This is a genomic window from Pseudomonas sp. AP42 (assembly GCF_001728935.1).
Classification (GTDB): domain Bacteria; phylum Pseudomonadota; class Gammaproteobacteria; order Pseudomonadales; family Pseudomonadaceae; genus Aquipseudomonas; species Aquipseudomonas lactis.
The window spans coordinates 1-16,116 of record NZ_LYSO01000132.1 but is presented as its reverse complement, the minus strand read 5'-3'; the positions used below and the strand labels follow the sequence as shown (position 1 = coordinate 16,116).

The 16,116-nt window shown below is 61.2% G+C and carries 16 protein-coding genes; 6 read left to right on the top strand and 10 right to left on the bottom strand.

The window, feature by feature from the left end; all coding sequences use genetic code 11:
- Nucleotides 1–61 precede the first annotated feature (61 nt).
- Entirely contained in the window at nucleotides 62–925 is an 864-nt protein-coding gene (locus A7K61_RS27370) for an MBL fold metallo-hydrolase (protein WP_069558765.1), read from the bottom strand.
- A 107-nt stretch (nucleotides 926–1,032) separates the two neighbouring features.
- Between A7K61_RS27370 and A7K61_RS27365 the strand changes: the two genes are divergently transcribed.
- The 5 genes from A7K61_RS27365 (at nucleotide 1,033) to A7K61_RS27345 (ending at nucleotide 6,488) form a co-directional block, all read left to right on the top strand.
- Nucleotides 1,033–1,368, top strand: a complete 336-nt coding sequence (locus tag A7K61_RS27365; RefSeq protein ID WP_003174875.1) for a helix-turn-helix transcriptional regulator — start codon at nucleotides 1,033–1,035, stop codon at nucleotides 1,366–1,368.
- A 51-nt stretch (nucleotides 1,369–1,419) separates the two neighbouring features.
- The gene (locus A7K61_RS27360) at nucleotides 1,420–2,664 is read left to right on the top strand and encodes an FAD/NAD(P)-binding oxidoreductase (protein ID WP_044274645.1); all 1,245 of its coding nucleotides are present in this window, start codon (nucleotides 1,420–1,422) and stop codon (nucleotides 2,662–2,664) included.
- Entirely contained in the window at nucleotides 2,665–3,471 is an 807-nt protein-coding gene (locus A7K61_RS27355) for a sulfite exporter TauE/SafE family protein (protein WP_069558764.1), read from the top strand. It abuts the gene before it with no gap.
- Between the two features lie 231 nt (nucleotides 3,472–3,702).
- Complete coding sequence (locus A7K61_RS27350) at nucleotides 3,703–5,346, top strand: MFS transporter (protein WP_003192300.1); 1,644 nt, start codon at nucleotides 3,703–3,705, stop codon at nucleotides 5,344–5,346.
- Nucleotides 5,343–6,488: an HlyD family secretion protein gene (locus tag A7K61_RS27345; RefSeq protein WP_003192298.1), complete on the top strand. Its 1,146-nt coding sequence runs from the start codon at nucleotides 5,343–5,345 to the stop codon at nucleotides 6,486–6,488. Before A7K61_RS27350 ends, A7K61_RS27345 begins: the two co-directional genes overlap by 4 nt.
- A 121-nt stretch (nucleotides 6,489–6,609) precedes the next feature.
- On the opposite strand, the gene A7K61_RS27340 is transcribed toward A7K61_RS27345, so the two are convergent.
- From A7K61_RS27340 to copC, 9 genes are all read right to left on the bottom strand, one after another.
- Entirely contained in the window at nucleotides 6,610–7,470 is an 861-nt protein-coding gene (locus A7K61_RS27340) for an aldose 1-epimerase (protein WP_069558763.1), read from the bottom strand.
- 163 nt (nucleotides 7,471–7,633) lie between these two features.
- Nucleotides 7,634–8,914, bottom strand: coding sequence for a TRAP transporter large permease (locus tag A7K61_RS27335; RefSeq protein ID WP_044274643.1), 1,281 nt, complete (start codon nucleotides 8,912–8,914; stop codon nucleotides 7,634–7,636).
- Nucleotide 8,915: 1 nt separating this feature from the next.
- Nucleotides 8,916–9,443: a TRAP transporter small permease gene (locus A7K61_RS27330; protein ID WP_069558762.1), complete on the bottom strand. Its 528-nt coding sequence runs from the start codon at nucleotides 9,441–9,443 to the stop codon at nucleotides 8,916–8,918.
- Between the two features lie 65 nt (nucleotides 9,444–9,508).
- Nucleotides 9,509–10,471, bottom strand: coding sequence for a TRAP transporter substrate-binding protein (locus tag A7K61_RS27325; protein ID WP_069558761.1), 963 nt, complete (start codon nucleotides 10,469–10,471; stop codon nucleotides 9,509–9,511).
- A gap of 45 nt (nucleotides 10,472–10,516) precedes the next feature.
- A complete protein-coding gene (locus A7K61_RS27320; RefSeq protein ID WP_069558760.1) occupies nucleotides 10,517–11,392 on the bottom strand; it encodes an SMP-30/gluconolactonase/LRE family protein in 876 nt (291 codons plus the stop codon).
- A 26-nt stretch (nucleotides 11,393–11,418) separates the two neighbouring features.
- Nucleotides 11,419–12,237 (bottom strand): NAD(P)-dependent oxidoreductase, encoded by an 819-nt coding sequence (locus tag A7K61_RS27315; protein WP_069558759.1) that lies wholly within the window; start codon nucleotides 12,235–12,237, stop codon nucleotides 11,419–11,421.
- Between the two features lie 203 nt (nucleotides 12,238–12,440).
- The gene (locus tag A7K61_RS27310; protein ID WP_032896494.1) at nucleotides 12,441–13,703 is read right to left on the bottom strand and encodes an OprD family porin; all 1,263 of its coding nucleotides are present in this window, start codon (nucleotides 13,701–13,703) and stop codon (nucleotides 12,441–12,443) included.
- 204 nt (nucleotides 13,704–13,907) lie between these two features.
- Complete coding sequence (gene copD, locus A7K61_RS27305; protein WP_069558758.1) at nucleotides 13,908–14,765, bottom strand: copper homeostasis membrane protein CopD; 858 nt, start codon at nucleotides 14,763–14,765, stop codon at nucleotides 13,908–13,910.
- A gap of 3 nt (nucleotides 14,766–14,768) precedes the next feature.
- Nucleotides 14,769–15,134, bottom strand: coding sequence for a copper homeostasis periplasmic binding protein CopC (gene copC / locus A7K61_RS27300; RefSeq protein ID WP_047711210.1), 366 nt, complete (start codon nucleotides 15,132–15,134; stop codon nucleotides 14,769–14,771).
- A 116-nt stretch (nucleotides 15,135–15,250) separates the two neighbouring features.
- On the opposite strand from copC, the gene A7K61_RS27295 reads away from it, so the two are divergent.
- Nucleotides 15,251–15,871 (top strand): TetR/AcrR family transcriptional regulator, encoded by a 621-nt coding sequence (locus tag A7K61_RS27295; protein ID WP_069558757.1) that lies wholly within the window; start codon nucleotides 15,251–15,253, stop codon nucleotides 15,869–15,871.
- Nucleotides 15,872–16,116 lie beyond the last annotated feature (245 nt).

Here is a 16,116-nt window from a genome sequence, read left to right as displayed (position 1 = left end):
CAAGAGCAAGAGCGACTCGCTTCGCATCGTGGTTACCGTTGATCGCTACAACGCTGTGCTTCTAGAGTTGGTTGAGGGGGATTTTCAGGTAGGTCACGCCGTTTTCTTCCGGCGGCGGCATATTCCCCGCCCGCACATTTACCTGTATCGCCGGCAGCAACAACGTCGGCATGCCCAATCCAGCATCGCGCTGGGTGCGCATCTGTACGAACGCCGCTTCATCCACGCCGTCATGCACATGGATATTGCCCGCCCGCTGTTCCGCCACGGTGGTCTGGCACTTCGCCTCTCGACCCTCGGGTGGGTAGTCATGACACACGTACAGCTTGGTGTTTGAAGGGAACGCCAGCAGCTTGCGCATCGACGCGTACAACTGCCGCGCATCACCGCCGGGGAAGTCGCAACGGGCGGTGCCGACGTCGGGCATGAACAGGGTGTCGCCCACCAGGATCAAGCGGCCGTCGATCAGATAGGCCATGTCGGCGGGGGTGTGTCCGGGCACATGCAACGCCTGGGCCTTCAAGTTGCCGATATGAAAGATCTCATCCGGCGCAAACAGGTGATCGAACTGCGAGCCGTCCACTCGAAATTCCGGCTCCAGGTTGAACAGGTTCTTGAACACCCCCTGCACCTTGCTGATGGATTCGCCGATCGCGATCTTGCCGCCCAAGGTGCGACGCAGGTAGGGCGCGGCGGACAGGTGGTCAGCATGGGCGTGGGTTTCCAGCAGCCACTGCACGTGCAGGCCATGCTCTCGCACAAAGGCAATCACCTTGTCGGCCTGGGCGGTGTCGGTGCGCCCGGACGCCGGGTCGTAATTGAGCACCGAGTCGACAATGGCGCAAGGGCCGCCATCGGCTTCATAGACGATATAGGTGTAGGTCGACGATGCGTCATCCAGAAAGGCTTGAATCAACGCTGGCATGGCGGCCGCCTCTGTTAGGAAAAAGTGCTGAAGAAAAAAGTGGTTACAATCAGTTTACGTTTACACATAATGTTTTGAGCTTAAGTGAGATAAAGGACCCGAGGCAAATGGAATCTACGTTGAGTGAGGGCGAGGTCGCCCAGTTGCGTGCATCGGCGTCCAAGGCCTGTGCCTTGCTCAAGGCCCTGGCCAATGAAGACCGCTTGTTGATCCTGTGCCAGTTGACCCAGGGCGAGCGCAACGTCGGTGAGCTGGAAGCCTTGACCGGCGTACGCCAGCCCACCCTGTCACAACAGTTGGGCATCTTGCGCGATGAAGGGTTGGTCGCCACCCGTCGGGAAGGCAAATACATTTTTTACGGGCTGGCCAGCCATGAAGTGATTCAAGTGATGAAGACCCTGTCCGGCCTGTATTGCGGCGCGGTCATAAAAAGCTGGGCGTGACGCCATCCGGCAGCGACCCTTGTGTGCATTGACTCAAAAAGGCAGTAGACAATGACCGAACAACACTGGGGACCCACCATCAGTGGCGATATCGTAGTCATCGGCGGCGGCTCGGCAGGCATCGGCCTGCTGGCCAGCCTGCTCAAGCGCGACCCGCACCTGAACATCACCCTCATCGAACCTAACGACTACCACTGCTACCAGCCGGCCTGGACCCTGGTCGGCGGCGGCGCCTACGACCTGCAAAAGACCCGCCGGCCCCTGGCCGATGTGCTACCCAATGGCGTCAGCTGGGTGCAGGCCGCCGTCAGCGAACTGCTGCCCGATGAGAACACCCTGGTGCTCGACAGCGGCCAGCGCGTCACCTGGAAGAACCTCATCGTCTGCCCCGGCCTGCGCCTGGCCTGGGAAAGAATCGAAGGCCTGCAAGACACCTTGGGCCAACACGGCGTCACCTCCAACTACAGCTATGAGCACGCCGCGTACACCTGGCAGTTGGTGCAGCAGCTCAAGGGCGGCAAGGCGTTGTTCACCCAGCCGGCCATGCCGATCAAATGCGCCGGTGCGCCGCAAAAAGCCATGTACCTGTCCTGCGACCACTGGCTCAAGCAGGGCAACCTCAAACACATCGACGTCGAATTCAACCTGGCCGGTGCCGCGTTGTTTGGTGTGCCGACCTTTGTGCCGCCATTGATGAAGTACGTCGAAAAATACAACGCGCGCCTGGCGTTCAACTCCAACCTGGTGAAAGTCGATGGCCCGGCGCGCAAAGCCTGGTTTGAAGTCAAAGACGCCGAAGGCAACGCGACGGTCGAAGAGAAAACCTTCGACATGCTCCACGTCGTACCGCCGCAGGTCGCCCCGGATTTTATCCGCGAAAGCCTGCTCGCCGACGCCGCCGGCTGGTGCGAAGTGAACCCCCACAGCCTGCAGCACCTGCGCTACCCGCACATCTTTGGCCTGGGCGATGTATGCGGCACCACCAACGCCAAGACGGCGGCAGCGGTGCGCAAGCAAATCGTGGTGGTGGCCGAAAACCTGCTGGCCCTGCGCAAACAGGCACCTTTGCCGCTCAAGTACGACGGCTACGGTTCCTGCCCACTGACGGTGGAGAAGGGCAAGGTGGTGCTGGCCGAGTTTGGCTATGGCGGCAAGTTGCTGCCGACTTTTCCCCTTGATCCTACTCGGGCACGCCGTTCGATGTGGTTCCTCAAGGCCACGCTGCTGCCGTGGTTCTACTGGAACGGCATGCTCAAGGGCCGCGAGTGGCTGACCCGCCTGAGCAAGGTGGACTGAATGCTGCTCGCCAGTCTGTTAGGGGTATTGATGGGCCTGGTCATGGGTTTGACCGGCGCGGGCGGCGGCATCCTCGGAGTGCCGGCGCTGGTGCTGGGGCTGGGCTTGACCATGACCCAGGCTGCGCCCGTGTCATTGCTCGCGGTGGGCGCAGCGGCAGCGGTGGGGGCCATTGATGGCTTGCGTCATGGCCTGGTGCGTTACCGCGCGGCACTACTGATCGCCTTGCTCGGCGCGCTGTTTTCGCCGTTGGGCGTATTCGTCGCCCACCAACTCTCGGAACCGGTGCTGATGGGCCTGTTCAGCGCGCTGATGGTGCTGGTGGCCTGGCGCATGCTGCAACGGGAAAAGCGCGAGGCCGGGCCGAGTGACCATGGCGCGGCGTCGTGGGGCCAGAAGAATTGCATGCTCAACCAGCAGACCGGGCGCCTGGCCTGGACCGCCAAATGCAGCGCCACCCTCGCAGCGTTGGGCGCGGTGACCGGAGCCGTGTCGGGTTTGCTGGGCGTGGGTGGCGGCTTCCTGATTGTACCGGCGTTCAAGCAACTGACCGACGTGCAGATGCGCGGCATCGTCGCCACTTCCTTGATGGTGGTGAGCCTGCTGTCGCTGATCGGCGTGGCCGGTGCCTTTCATGCGGGCGTGAGTATCGAGCCAGTGGGTTGGGTGTTTATCGGCGCGAGTATCGTCGGCATGTTGGCGGGACGGCGGTTGTGTTCGGTGATCCCCGCGCGGGCCTTGCAAGTGGGGTTTGCTAGCCTGTGTGTGGTGGTGGCAGTCGGTATGTTGCTTAAAGCCTCTCTCTAAGAACGGCATGGATTGCAGTGTGGGAGCGGGCTTGCTCGCGAAGGCGTCGTGTCAGTCAATGCATCAGCAACTGATCTACCGCATTCGCGAGCAAGCCCGCTCTCACATTTAGCTGTGTCTGCCTGGGGATCAAATGCGTCCACGAGATGGCAAGATGAACGCCTCTCAGGTTACTGTTCCTTTGTGTAACGGATTCACCGGCCTTGCACCCCGGCTTACCAAGGTCACCGAATGGATAAATACACCCCCCACACCTGGCAACCCCACGAGCGGCCGAGCCTGCCTGGCTCGCCCTCGACGCCGCTGCACCCTACGCATAAGCGCTGGCTCTTCGCGATGGTCGGCGTGCTGGTGGCAATTACCGGCGGCCTGGGTAACGCCCTGGTTATCGCCAACCTGCAATACCTGCAAGGCGCCCTGGGCGCGACCACCGCGGAAATGGCCTGGCTGCCCGCCGCCTATGTGATGACCAACGTGTGCATGAACCTGCTGCTGGTGAAGTTTCGCCAGCAGTTCGGCCTGCGCGCGTTTACCGAGGTGTTCCTGGTGCTCTACGCGCTGGTGACGTTCGGGCATTTGTTCGTCAATGACCTCAGTTCGGCGATTGCGGTACGGGCCGCCCACGGCATGGTGGGTGCGGCGCTGAGTTCGTTGGGCTTGTACTACATGATCCAGGCATTCCCGGCCAAGTGGCGGTTGAAAGCCCTGGTGCTGGGGCTGGGCACCGCGCAGTTGGCGTTACCGCTGGCGCGGCTGTTTTCCGAAGACTTGCTGCAAATCGCTGAATGGCGCGGGTTGTATTTGTTCGAGCTGGGCCTGGCGCTGATCTGCCTGGGTTGTGTGTTCCTGCTCAAGCTGCCGCCGGGCGATCGCTTCAAGACCTTTGAAAAACTCGACTTCCTGACCTTCGCCATCCTCGCCAGCGGCGTGGCCTTGCTCTGCGCAGTGCTATCTTTGGGGCGCATCGACTGGTGGCTGGAAGCGCCGTGGATCGGCGTAGCCTCGGCCTGTTCCCTGGTGCTGATCATGGCCGGGCTGGCCATCGAGCATAACCGCAGCAACCCCATGCTGATGACGCGCTGGCTGGGCAGCGGCGTGATGATCCGCCTGGCGCTGGCGGTGGTGCTGATTCGCATGGTGCTGTCCGAGCAATCCACCGGTGCGGTGGGGTTCATGCAGATGCTGAACATGAGCTACCAGCAGATGCATACCCTGTACGTGGTGATGCTGGCCGGCGCGATTGCCGGGCTGGTGGTCAGCGCGCTGACGATCAACCCGGCGCACCTGCTGATGCCGCTGATCATCTCCCTGGCGCTGATGGCGACAGGTTCGGTGATGGACAGTTTTTCCAGCAACCTGACCCGCCCGCAGAACCTCTATATCAGCCAGTTCCTGCTAGGCTTCGGCGGTACGTTCTTCTTGGGGCCGACCATGGTGCTGGGCACCAAGAATGTGCTGACCAACCCACGCAACCTGGTGAGCTTCTCGGTGATGTTCGGCATCTGCCAGAACCTCGGTGGCCTGATCGGCGCGGCGTTGCTGGGCACCTTCCAGATCGTGCGCGAGAAGTACCATTCGAGCATGATCGTCGAGCACCTGACCCTGATCGACCCGCTTGTGGCGGCGCGGGTGCAGAGTGGTGGGGCGGCCTATGGCAAGATCGTCGCTGACCCGGAACTGCGCAACCTCATGGGCATCCGCAGCCTGGCCACGGCGGCCACCCGTGAGGCGAACGTCATGGCTTACAACGATGTCTTCATGCTGATCGCGATTATCGCGATCCTGACCATGCTGTGGATCTTCACCCGCAGCCTGTGGCTGATGAGCACTACCAAAGCAACTCCTCCTGTTCAACCCAGCGGCGCGACTTCATGACCGAACCTTCAACCACCACCACGACCGCCATTGCCGCCACGCCGGAAGGCAGCACGCCACCGGGCGCGGTGCCCACCCAGTTACGGCCTTTGCGCGTGCGTATCATCTCGTCCCTGGGCTTTGCCGCCATCGCCATCATCGGTGTGCTGATCGTGCTGTACGCCTGGCAACTGCCGCCGTTCAGCAGCGCGGTGGAAACCACCGAGAACGCCTTGGTGCGGGGGCAGGTGACGATTATCGGCCCGCAGCTCAGCGGCTATGTGTTCGAAGTGCCGGTGCAGGACTTCCAGTACGTCAAGACCGGCGACCTGCTGGTGCGCCTGGACGACCGCATTTACAAGCAACGCCTCGACCAGGCCCTGGCGCAACTGGCGGTGCAGAAGGCCTCGTTGGCCAACGTGGTGCAGCAACGCAACAGCGCTGAAGCGACCATCAAGCTGCGCCAGGCCGCGTTGGTCGACAGCCAGGCCCAGGCACGCAAGAGCACTGCGGATTTGCGCCGCAATGAAGAGCTGATCAGCGATGGTTCGGTGTCCAAGCGCGAACTGGACGTGACCCGTGCCGCCAATGCCCAGACCATTGCCGCCGTGGCCCAGGCCCAGGCCAGCCTGGAAATTGCCCGCCAGGATTTGCAGACGGTGATCGTCAACCGCGGCTCCCTGGAGGCCGCTGTCGCGAGTGCCGAGGCGGCGGTGGAACTGGCGCGCATCGACCTGTCCAATACCCGCATCACGGCACCACGGGATGGCCAGCTCGGGCAGATCGGCGTGCGCCTGGGCGCTTACGTCAACTCTGGCGCGCAACTGATGGCGCTGGTGCCCAAGCAGTTGTGGGTGATTGCCAACATGAAAGAAACCCAGATGGACAATGTTCAGGTCGGCCAACCGGTGACGTTCACCGTGGATGCGCTGAACCACCGCAAATTCCATGGCACGGTGCAGCATATTTCCCCGGCGACCGGTTCCGAGTTCAGCCTGTTGCAGGCCGACAACGCCACCGGCAACTTCGTCAAGATCGCCCAGCGGGTACCCGTGCGCATCACCGTAGACCCGGACCAGGCCGAGAGTGAGCGCTTGCGACCGGGGTTGTCGGTGGTGGTGAGTATCGACACGGCGGGGCGCCTGAAAAACAGCCCACCCTGACACTGACGCATCCCCTGCCTGTAGGCGCGAGCTTGCTCGCGAAAGGCTCACAGGCGCCGCGTTCATTCAGGAAACACGCGTTATCGTTGACGTTTTTCGCGAGCAAGCTCGCTCCTACAGTTCAGGCATTTGGAGTGTATTTCAGGTTGAATGCCAGGTGGGTTGACTGGCCTTGCTCCAGCAGTTTCAGGCCAGGCCTGCCTGGCAGGTGATGGGCATTCACCGGATGGCTCACCGGCTCGATGCAAAAAAAATCCAACCCCGGCGGGCAGTACAGCAGGAAGTAATCGGCGCCGCTGGCCTGGCATTCAAGGCGGTAGCCAAGCTCCGGTTGCTCGATCAGGCAGTGCCCATCCCAGCCGCAAAAGCCGTTGTCCACCAGCCCGTCTGGCAGTTCCTTCAGTTGCCGGAAATCCCAATCTTCTGGAACCGATGCCAACCCTGTGGGCAGCTTGGCTGCATCACTCATCCACACCTGCCCAGCCCTGGCCTGCAGCCGCGAACCCGGCCGACGCGGCAAGTACGGATGCAAGCCCAACCCATGCCACGCTGGTTGCTCGGCAAGGTGAGTCACGCACAAGTCGATATTCAACTCACCGTTGTTCAAGCGCACCCGCTGGCGGGCGTGATAGGCAAAGGGTATTTCGCAGCGCAGCTCCAATACCACTTCATGTTCTGACTGGCTTATCACCTGCCACGGCTGCTGCCAGGCCGAACCGTGAATCGGCAGAGGGTCAGTGAGGCTATTGGGTGCCAGTGCCAGCCAGCCATCGGGGTTGTCGAACCCACCGCTGGCAATCCGGTTGGACCAGGGTGCTAATGGATAGCAGCCCAGCTTGCCCGGCAGCCCGGTATTGATCGCTTGCTCATCGCTGTGCCGCAACAGCGGCTGCCCGGTGGCGCGCACCGTCCAGTTGACGAGGCTGCCGCCGATGGCGGGGGCGAGCACCAGATGGGTGAATTGATCAGTAAGCTCAATCACGATTGACCTGCCTCATGAAGTCAAAATAAACACTGAGGATTCAAATGTGGGAGCTGGCTTGCCTGCGATAGCGGTGTATCAGCCATGAATGCATTGACTGACAGGTCGCCATCGCAGGCAAGCCAGCTCCCACAGTTGCTCACCTTTGTTTCTGAAAGAAGGTTTACAGCACCAAATGAGGCAACCACAGCGACAACGCCGGGATGTAGGTCACTGCAATCAGCACCAAGAACAACACCGCATAAAACGGCAGCAGGGCCTTCACGGTTTTTTCAATGCTGGTCTTGCCCACCGCCGCGCCGACGAACAGCACCGCGCCCACCGGCGGGGTGATCAGGCCGATGCCCAGGTTCACCAGCATGATCATGCCGAAGTGCACCGGGTCGACGCCGATGCCCAGGATCACCGGCATCAGAATAGGTGTGAGGATCAGAATCAGCGGCGCCATGTCCATCACCGTGCCGAGCAACAACAGCATGACGTTGATGCACATCAGGATCACGTAGCGGTTGTCCGACAGGGTCAGGAACAGCGTGGTGATCTTCGCCGGGATCTGCATCAGGGTCATGATGTAGCCGAAGCTGGCGGCGAAGGCGATCAGGATCATCACGATGGAAATGGTGCGCACCGTGCGATGCATCAGCTTGGGCAGTTCGCGCCATTTGTAGTCGCGGTAGATGAACATGGTCACGAAGAACGCCCACAACACTGCAATCGCCGCAGACTCGGTGGCGGTGAAGATGCCCGAGAGGATGCCGCCCAGGATGATCACCATGGCCATCAAGCCCCAGAGCGCATCGGCGGCGATCTTCAGCGCCTGCTTCAAGGGGATGACTTCGCCTTTGGGGTAGTCGCGCTTTTTCGCGAAGATCAGGCACAGCACCATCAGGCACGCGCTCATCATCAGGCCCGGCACCACGCCGGCCATGAACAGCGAGGCGATGGAAACCGTGCCGCCCGCTGCCAGGGAGTACAGCACCGAGTTATGGCTGGGCGGCGTCAGCAGCGCCTGCACCGAACCGCTGACGGTCACTGCAGTGGCGAATTCGCGCGGATAACCACGGCGTTCCATTTCCGGAATCAGCACCGAGCCGACCGAGGCGGTATCGGCCACGGACGAACCGGAAATCGCGCCGAAAAACGTCGAAGCCATGATATTGACCAGCGACAACCCACCGCGCACAAAGCCCACCAGCACGCCGGCAAAGGCCACCAGGCGCCGTGACATGCCGCCCTCGGCCATGATCGCCCCGGCCAGCACGAAGAACGGAATCGCCATCAGCGAAAATTTGTTCACCCCACCGGCAATCTGAATCATCAGGGCCTGGAACGGAATGTCGATCCACCACGCGCCAATCAACGCCGACAGCCCCAACGCATAGGCCACCGGCATGCCGATCAGGATCAAGGCTACAAAGCTGCCCAACAGAATCAATGCGTCCATATCAGGCGGCCCCTTCGTTTTCTTCAACCAGGTCGAAACGCACCACCTTGCGTTTGCTCTGGTCACCGAACAGCAGCTTTTCGACCACGAACACCAGGGTCAGCACGCCGCCAATCGGGATCGGCATATAGGTGATGCCCACGCGCAGGGTCGGGATGGCGCTCATGAACTGGTTCCAGGTGGACAGGCACAGCTTGGCGCCCCAAATTGTCATGAATACGCAGATGGTGCCCATCAGCAGTTGCGAGAGGATGCCGACGAGGCGGCGTTGGGCGGGCGGCAAGCGGTCAGTGATCATCGCTACCGACATGTGCGCACCGGCACGATAACTGGCAGCGGCGCCGATAAAGGTGAACACCAGCATCAGCAGGATGGCGGTGGGCTCCGGCCAGCTGGAACCGGTGCCGAGGGCGTAGCGGGTGAAGATACCCCAGGGGATGATCAAGGCGACCCCCAGCACCGAAAGGCCGGCGACCCAGATGCAGGTCATGTAGAGGCGGTCATTGAAGCGCAGCAGTAAAGTCTTCATGGCGTTCACCGTGACCGGGCGCGTCGATACCGACCGCGCCGGGCCTTATGCAGGGGCAGGGGAGGTTATTGAACCGCGTCGATGCGCTTGATCATGTCCGCGTATGGCTTGCCGTACTTGGCACGCACCGCGGCGGTGGCCTCATAGAAGGGCTTTTTATCGACCGTGATGAACTCCACGCCGGCCTTCTTGAGTTTCTCTTCACTGCTGGCGGACTTGGCGTCCCAGAGCACGCGCTCATCGGCCTGGGCGGCTTTGGCGGCGGCCTTGACCATGTCCTGTTGGGCGGGATTGAGCTTGTTCCAGGTGATTTTTGACATCACGATAGGTTCAGGCAGGATCAGGTGTTCGGTGAGGGTGTAGTACTTGGCGTTCTGGAAGTGGTTGTGTTCCAGCAAGGTCGGCGGGTTGTTTTCCGCACCGTCGATGACCCCGGTCTGCAGGGCGCTGAAGATCTCGCCGGTGTCCATGGCAATGCCGTTGGCGCCCATGGCGTTGAAGGCTTCGATGAAAATCGGGTTGCCTTGCACGCGGATCTTCATGCCCTTGAGGTCTTCGATCTTGCGCACCGGCTTCTTGGTATAGAGGTTGCGCGTGCCGCCATCCATCCAGGCCAGGGCCACCAGGCCGAACTCGGAGTTGGTGATCTTGGCGAGGATCTCGTCGCCGATCTCGCCATCGATGACCTTGCGCATATGTGCCTGATCGCGGAACACGAACGGCAGGTTGAACACGTTCACGTCCGGCACCACCGGGCCGACGATACCGAGGCTGACGCGGGTCATCTGCACGGCGCCGACCTGGGCCTGTTCGACCACTTCCTTCTCGGAGCCCAGCACACCGCCGGGGAAGTACTTGAAGGTCAGCTCGCCGTTGCTCGCCTTGGTCAGGGCCTTGCCCATGTTCTCTTCGGCGACCACGGTGGGGTAGCCGGCGGGGTGGATGTCGGCAAACTTGATTTCCAGCGCGTGGGCGGCGCTGCAGATGGTGAAGATTGCAGCGGCGAGCAAGGTGCGTTTGAAGTCCATGGAAGTCACTCCTGTCTTGTTATTGTTGTATTCAAGGCACAGCGATTAAACGATGAAGCGGGGTTCGGGCAGCCCTTGGACGCCGGGGTTGAGGGCGAACACGCCTCCGGACAGCGACTGTTCACTCGGGTCGTCACGGATGGAGGTGACGTACAAAGTGTCCAGGCGGCTGCCACCGAAGGCGCACATGGTGGGTTTTTTCACCGGCACGCTCAGGGAGCGGTCCAGGCGACCGTCGGGGGTGAAACGGTGAATCAGCCCGGCGTCGTTGGCGCAGATCCAGTAGCCGCCCTCGGCGTCCACGGCCGCACCGTCGGGACGCCCGGGGAAGTCGTTCATATCAATGAATACGCGGCGATTGGACGGCGTGCCGGTCTCGATGTCGTAGTCGAACGCCCAGACCTGTTGCACCTTCGGGTGCGAATCGGAGGCGTACATCGTGCGGCCATCGGGGCTGAAGGCCAGGCCATTGAGGGTGATGAACCCGTCCAGTTGCGCGTGGGGCGCAGCCCCGGACGCATAGCGATAAAGGACGCCCTCGGCGGCGTTCAAGCCCATGTCCAGCACCATGCTGCCGGCCCAGAAGCGGCCCTGGCGATCGCAGCGGCCATCGTTCAAACGCATGTCCGGGCGTGAATGCTCGATGCTGGCCAGCGGCGTGGTGTCGAGGCTGCCGTCGTTGTGGGGCGTGAGCTGGAAGAAGCCAGTTTCCATGCCGGCCACCCAGTTACCCGTGTTGGTGCGGGCAATACAGGCGAGCATTTGCGGGGCTTTCCACGCCGCCAGATGGCCGGTGGCGGCGCTCCAGCGTTGCAGGCCGCCGTTGGGGATATCCACCCAATACAGCGCGTTTTCTTCCACTACCCACACCGGGCATTCGCCCACGGCGTTACGGGCGTCGACAATCAATTCAGCACGCATGGTCATTCCCTTGGGTTGCTGGGCACTCAGTCACCGAACGGCCCCGCCGCGCAGAACGCGCCGCCCTGGTAGACCTTGGCCGGGTCATCGGCGGCCACGGGCGGTTGGGCTTCAACCTCGGCGCGGAACACTTCGGAGCTGTCCTTGGGCGCAAAGCCCAGGTGCGCGGCGTAGCGGTTGTCCCACCAGGTATCGAGGTTGGCCGACATGCCGTACACCACGGTATGTCCGACGTTGGGCGTGTACAGCGCGCGTTCGAGCAGTTGGGTCAGGTCGTCGAAGCTCAGCCAGGTGTGCATCATCCGGCGGTTCTGCGGTTGCGGGAACGAGGAGCCGATACGGATGCTCACGGTCTCGATGCCGTAGCGGTCGAAGTAGAAACTGGCCATGTCTTCGCCGTAGGATTTGGACAGGCCGTAGTAACTGTCGGGGCGGCGTGGGGAGTGGGCGTCGAGTTGTTCACCCTGTTTGTAGAAACCGATCACGTGGTTGGAACTGGCGAAGATCACCCGCTTGACCCCGTGGCGGCGGGCGGCTTCGTAGATATGGAAAATGCCACTGATGTTCGCGCCCAGCACCTCTTCGAACGAGCGCTCCACTGACACGCCGCCAAAGTGCAGGATAGCGTCGACGCCCTCTACCAACTGATGCACGGCGTGTTTGTCGGTCAGGTCGCAGGTTTGCACTTCTTCGCGAGCATCGGTGGCGGGGGCCATTTCAGCGATATCCGAAAGGCGCAGCACCTGGGCATAAGGCCGCATGCGTTCACGCAGGACTTTGCCCAGGCCGCCGGCGGCGCCGGTAAGCAGCAGGCGGTTGAAAGGAGTGGGAGTGGTGAGGGTCATGGGCCTTCCAGATTTTTGTTGTAGGTTGTCGTATGACTATAGGGAAATAGTGTTAGGGATTCCTGGTGTTGTCAACTTCCGGCCCTCTGTAGGAGCGAGCTTGCTCGCGAAAAACGCCAACGATAACGCGTATTCCTGATTAAACGCGGCGCCCATGGGGTTCTCGCGAGCAAGCTCGCTCCTACAAAAAACTGACCAAGCCCTCAGAGCAGCGAAATCGGATAGCTGATAAAAATCCGGTTCTCATCGAACTCGTTATTGCTGAAGTCCCGGCGCATGGTCGAGTTGCGCCACTTCACATTGAGGTTCTTCAGCGCACCGCTCTGCACGGTGTAGGCCAGCTCCGACTCACGTCCCCACTCTTTGCCGTCGGTGATCGCCCCGGTGTGTACGTTGCTGCCGCTGATATAGCGGTTCATCAGGGTCAGCCCCGGAACCCCGAGCACCACAAAGTTAAAGTCATGGCGCACCTGCCAGGACTTTTCCTTGGCGTTGTCGTAGCTGGCGTTGTAGCTGTCGTTGGCCAGGGTGCCGCCGCTGGTGCCGTTGATGCGCATCCAGGCGCTGTCGCCACTGAGTTTTTGCAGGCCAACGTAGAAGGTGTGGCCGTTGTATTTGGCTGAGAGCAGGGCGAACAGGGTTTTGTTATCGAGGTCGCCGGCCAGGGCGCTGCCGTCTTCCTTGCCGTTGAAGAAGCCGAGGTTGGCCCCCAAGGTCCAGTCGCCCACCGGCTGGCTGTGGGTGAGGTTGAGGTACTGCTGCTGGTAGATATCAGTCAGTTCGGCGTACCACAGGCCGACCTGGGTACGTTTGTCATTGAAGGTGTATTCGCCGCCGCCGAAGTTGAAACGGTCCGAGGTGAACGCGGCTTTGCCGTTCATGAACATGTCTTCCATGCTCGCGTCGTTGCGCGGGCTGTTGCCGCGAAACTGGCCACCGTAGAGCGTCAGGCCGGCGATTTCATTGGAGGTGATCTGGCCGCCGCGAAAGGTCTGGGGCAGGGAACGGCCATCATCGGAACGCAGGATCGGCAGCACCGGCATCCATTCGCCAACCTTCAACTCGGTTTTCGACAGCCTGGTTTTCAGTGCGACACCCAGGCGCCCGAAATTGTCGGCGGGGCGGCCATCGTCATGTACCGGTAGCAGTTGCGTGCCGGCGGTGCCTTTGCCGCCATCGAGCTTTTGCGAATACAGGCCCAACACGTCTATCCCGAAGCCGACCGTGCCCTGAGTAAAGCCGGACTTGGCATCGAGGATAAAATTCTGCGTCCACTCTTCGGCCTTGCCCTGGGGGTTGGTCGGATTGGTGAAGTTGCGGTTGAAGTAGGCATTACGCAGATTGAGCGTGGCCTTGGCGTCGTCGATAAAGCCTTCGGCATGGGCACCCAGCGGCAGGGTGACGGCCAGGCTGCCGAGACCGAGAAGGCCCAGGCGCGTGCAGGAATGGCGGGCGGATTGACTCACAGTGAGGCTCCCATTGTTTTGTTGTTTTTATTATTTGTTATACGTCGTCGTACAACATTGAGCGCGATATTTGCGAGGTTTTCGGGGTGTGTCAAGCAGAAGTTATACGATGACTTCGGTGAAACGATTCAACGCAGCGGCACGGTCGCCCCCTGTAGGAGCGAGCAAGCTCGCTCCTACATGGATTGCCTTGCAACGCAGGTTTCAGTCAGCCATCACCATCGGCGGTAACGTTCCAAGCAGGGAAACCGCCGCCACCGCTGCAAGGCCCAGTAGCCACTCCATCATCACACTGGCTTTCAAACTGCCCAGGCGTTGCTCGCAGCGCTCGATACGCAACCGGTTCAACAACGCCAACCCCAGCATACCCAGCACCAGCCCCACCTTGATCAGCAAAATCAAGGCAAACCCTTGGAACAGCGGCGTGGGCCACAGTTGTCCGGTGAGCACGCGTACGTTGATCAGACCGGTCACCAGCAGGCCGCCGACCAGGCCATATCCCACACCACTGAAGCGACGCAAAATCGGCTCCAGGCGCTGGCCTTGCGCATGCCTGAAGATCAGCACCAACACCAGCAACCCCCCGAGCCAGGCCCCAACGCACAGCAGGTGCACCACCTGGTTGAGAATCAGCAACTGTCCACTCAGCCCGTCAAGCATGGCGCCGTGACCTACGGGTGCCAGGGTTGCCAGCAGCATGGCGAGCAGCGGCAAGCGCAAGGACGGCCAGGGCTTGATCAGCACGATCATAAGCAGCAGGTTCAGCAACAGATGCCAGGCCCATACCTGGCCAAAAAAGGTCTTGCCCAGCACCAACTGGAGGGTGGCCGGTTGTAGCGCCGCGTCCCAACTGCCTGCCATGCTGGCGGTGATCAACAGCAACCACACAACCCCGGTGACGAGCCCCAACCCCGCCAGACCGCGGGTGATGCGCAGCAGTTGCCGGTCCAGTGTCGGTTGCACATGAGCGCCGAGCAGCCAGGGCCTGAACACCCAGGCCCCGAACATCAACAGCACGACGATGAAATGCAGGAAGCGGCACAGCACCAGCAGGGTTGCCATGGGTTATTGGCCGACCTTGAAGCCGTAAGTGCCTTCGCTTTTGTGAGTGTCGACGGACACTGCATGCCATTCGACTTTATAGGTGCCGCTTGCCAGCGCAGCGGCAGGCGTGACCACCAGGGTTTTCTTGTCGGCGTCCGGGGTTTCCAGGCCCTTGATCGCAATTTCGGTGCCGTCCTTGCTCAGGGACACCTTGGTGAAGGTGGCTTCGACGCCTTCGCTGAAGGTCAGGCGCAGGTCTTTCGGCGCGGCGACGGTGCTGTCAGCCGCAGGCTCCGCGCTCTTGAGGTGGGCGTGGGCAAACGCCGTGGAGGCGCCCAGCAGGGCAGTGAACAGGACAGCAGCGGTCAGGGACTTCTTGAGCAACATTGTTCAATACCAATCAGAGGACAGGAGCCGGCAGTGTACGAAGTTTCGGCTTGACCTGTCGCCCCGATCTAGAGCCGGTGGTAGTCTTTAGGCCGTGTTGTTGTCAGGGAGCCCTTATGGGCAATCACAAGATCGGAATTCGTCGGGTCAACGTCGAGAAAATCCTGCTGGCGGCGGAGAAGGTCTTCGCCAACAAGGGCTATGGCAGCACCGCCATGGCCGACATCGCCGAAGAAGCGCAACTGCCGCGCTCCAACCTGCATTACTACTTCACCACCAAGGGCGAGCTGTACAGCGCGGTGCTGTTCGACCTGCTGGAATTGTGGAAGCAGGACGCCCTGAGCTTTGAAACCTTCGACGACCCCCGTGTAGTGCTCAGCAGCTACATCCGCGCCAAGATGCAGCGCTCGCGCACGCGCCCCTATGGCTCCAAGGTCTGGGCCAATGAAATCATCCACGGCGCGCCCACACTCGGTGAAGCCCTGGATGAAAGCCTGTACGACTGGGCCAAGATGAAGGAAGCGAAGATTCGCCAATGGGTGCAAGACAAACGCATCCTGCCGGTGGAACCGTCGAGCCTGCTGTACATGATCTGGGCCTCGACCCAGCACTATGCCGACTTCGACCACCAGGTGAAGATTTTGAATGATCACCAGCCGTTGTCGGACAGGCAGTTCGAGAAGGCCATTCAGACCGTGACCGGTGTGATTTTGCGCGGGATTGGCTTGGAGCCTTGAGCCTTGTAGTGAGGCTCAGGGCCCTATCGCAGCATAGGTATCTACACAATTTTGGTGCGACGCCGGATCTGTGGCGAGGGAGCTTGCTCCCGTGACGGCCCTGCAGCCGACGCTTATCTACCTGACGCGCCGTAGTCCAAATGTGGGAGCTGGCTTGCCTGCGAAGATGGCCTAACAGTCAACACAGTTGGACCGTGTACATATCCATTCCTGCGGTAACGGCCACCTAGGGTTCCGCCCTGACG

Excerpts from the sequence above, each read along its gene's own strand:
- A7K61_RS27370 (WP_069558765.1), bottom strand. The coding sequence starts at position 925 with ATGCCAGCGTTGATTCAAGCCTTTCTGGATGACGCATCGTCGACCTAC.
- A7K61_RS27365 (WP_003174875.1), top strand. The coding sequence starts at position 1,033 with ATGGAATCTACGTTGAGTGAGGGCGAGGTCGCCCAGTTGCGTGCATCG.
- A7K61_RS27360 (WP_044274645.1), top strand. The coding sequence starts at position 1,420 with ATGACCGAACAACACTGGGGACCCACCATCAGTGGCGATATCGTAGTC.
- A7K61_RS27355 (WP_069558764.1), top strand. The coding sequence starts at position 2,665 with ATGCTGCTCGCCAGTCTGTTAGGGGTATTGATGGGCCTGGTCATGGGT.
- A7K61_RS27350 (WP_003192300.1), top strand. The coding sequence starts at position 3,703 with ATGGATAAATACACCCCCCACACCTGGCAACCCCACGAGCGGCCGAGC.
- A7K61_RS27345 (WP_003192298.1), top strand. The coding sequence starts at position 5,343 with ATGACCGAACCTTCAACCACCACCACGACCGCCATTGCCGCCACGCCG.
- A7K61_RS27335 (WP_044274643.1), bottom strand. The coding sequence starts at position 8,914 with ATGGACGCATTGATTCTGTTGGGCAGCTTTGTAGCCTTGATCCTGATC.
- A7K61_RS27330 (WP_069558762.1), bottom strand. The coding sequence starts at position 9,443 with ATGAAGACTTTACTGCTGCGCTTCAATGACCGCCTCTACATGACCTGC.
- A7K61_RS27325 (WP_069558761.1), bottom strand. The coding sequence starts at position 10,471 with ATGGACTTCAAACGCACCTTGCTCGCCGCTGCAATCTTCACCATCTGC.
- A7K61_RS27320 (WP_069558760.1), bottom strand. The coding sequence starts at position 11,392 with ATGCGTGCTGAATTGATTGTCGACGCCCGTAACGCCGTGGGCGAATGC.
- A7K61_RS27315 (WP_069558759.1), bottom strand. The coding sequence starts at position 12,237 with ATGACCCTCACCACTCCCACTCCTTTCAACCGCCTGCTGCTTACCGGC.
- copD (WP_069558758.1), bottom strand. The coding sequence starts at position 14,765 with ATGGCAACCCTGCTGGTGCTGTGCCGCTTCCTGCATTTCATCGTCGTG.
- copC (WP_047711210.1), bottom strand. The coding sequence starts at position 15,134 with ATGTTGCTCAAGAAGTCCCTGACCGCTGCTGTCCTGTTCACTGCCCTG.
- A7K61_RS27295 (WP_069558757.1), top strand. The coding sequence starts at position 15,251 with ATGGGCAATCACAAGATCGGAATTCGTCGGGTCAACGTCGAGAAAATC.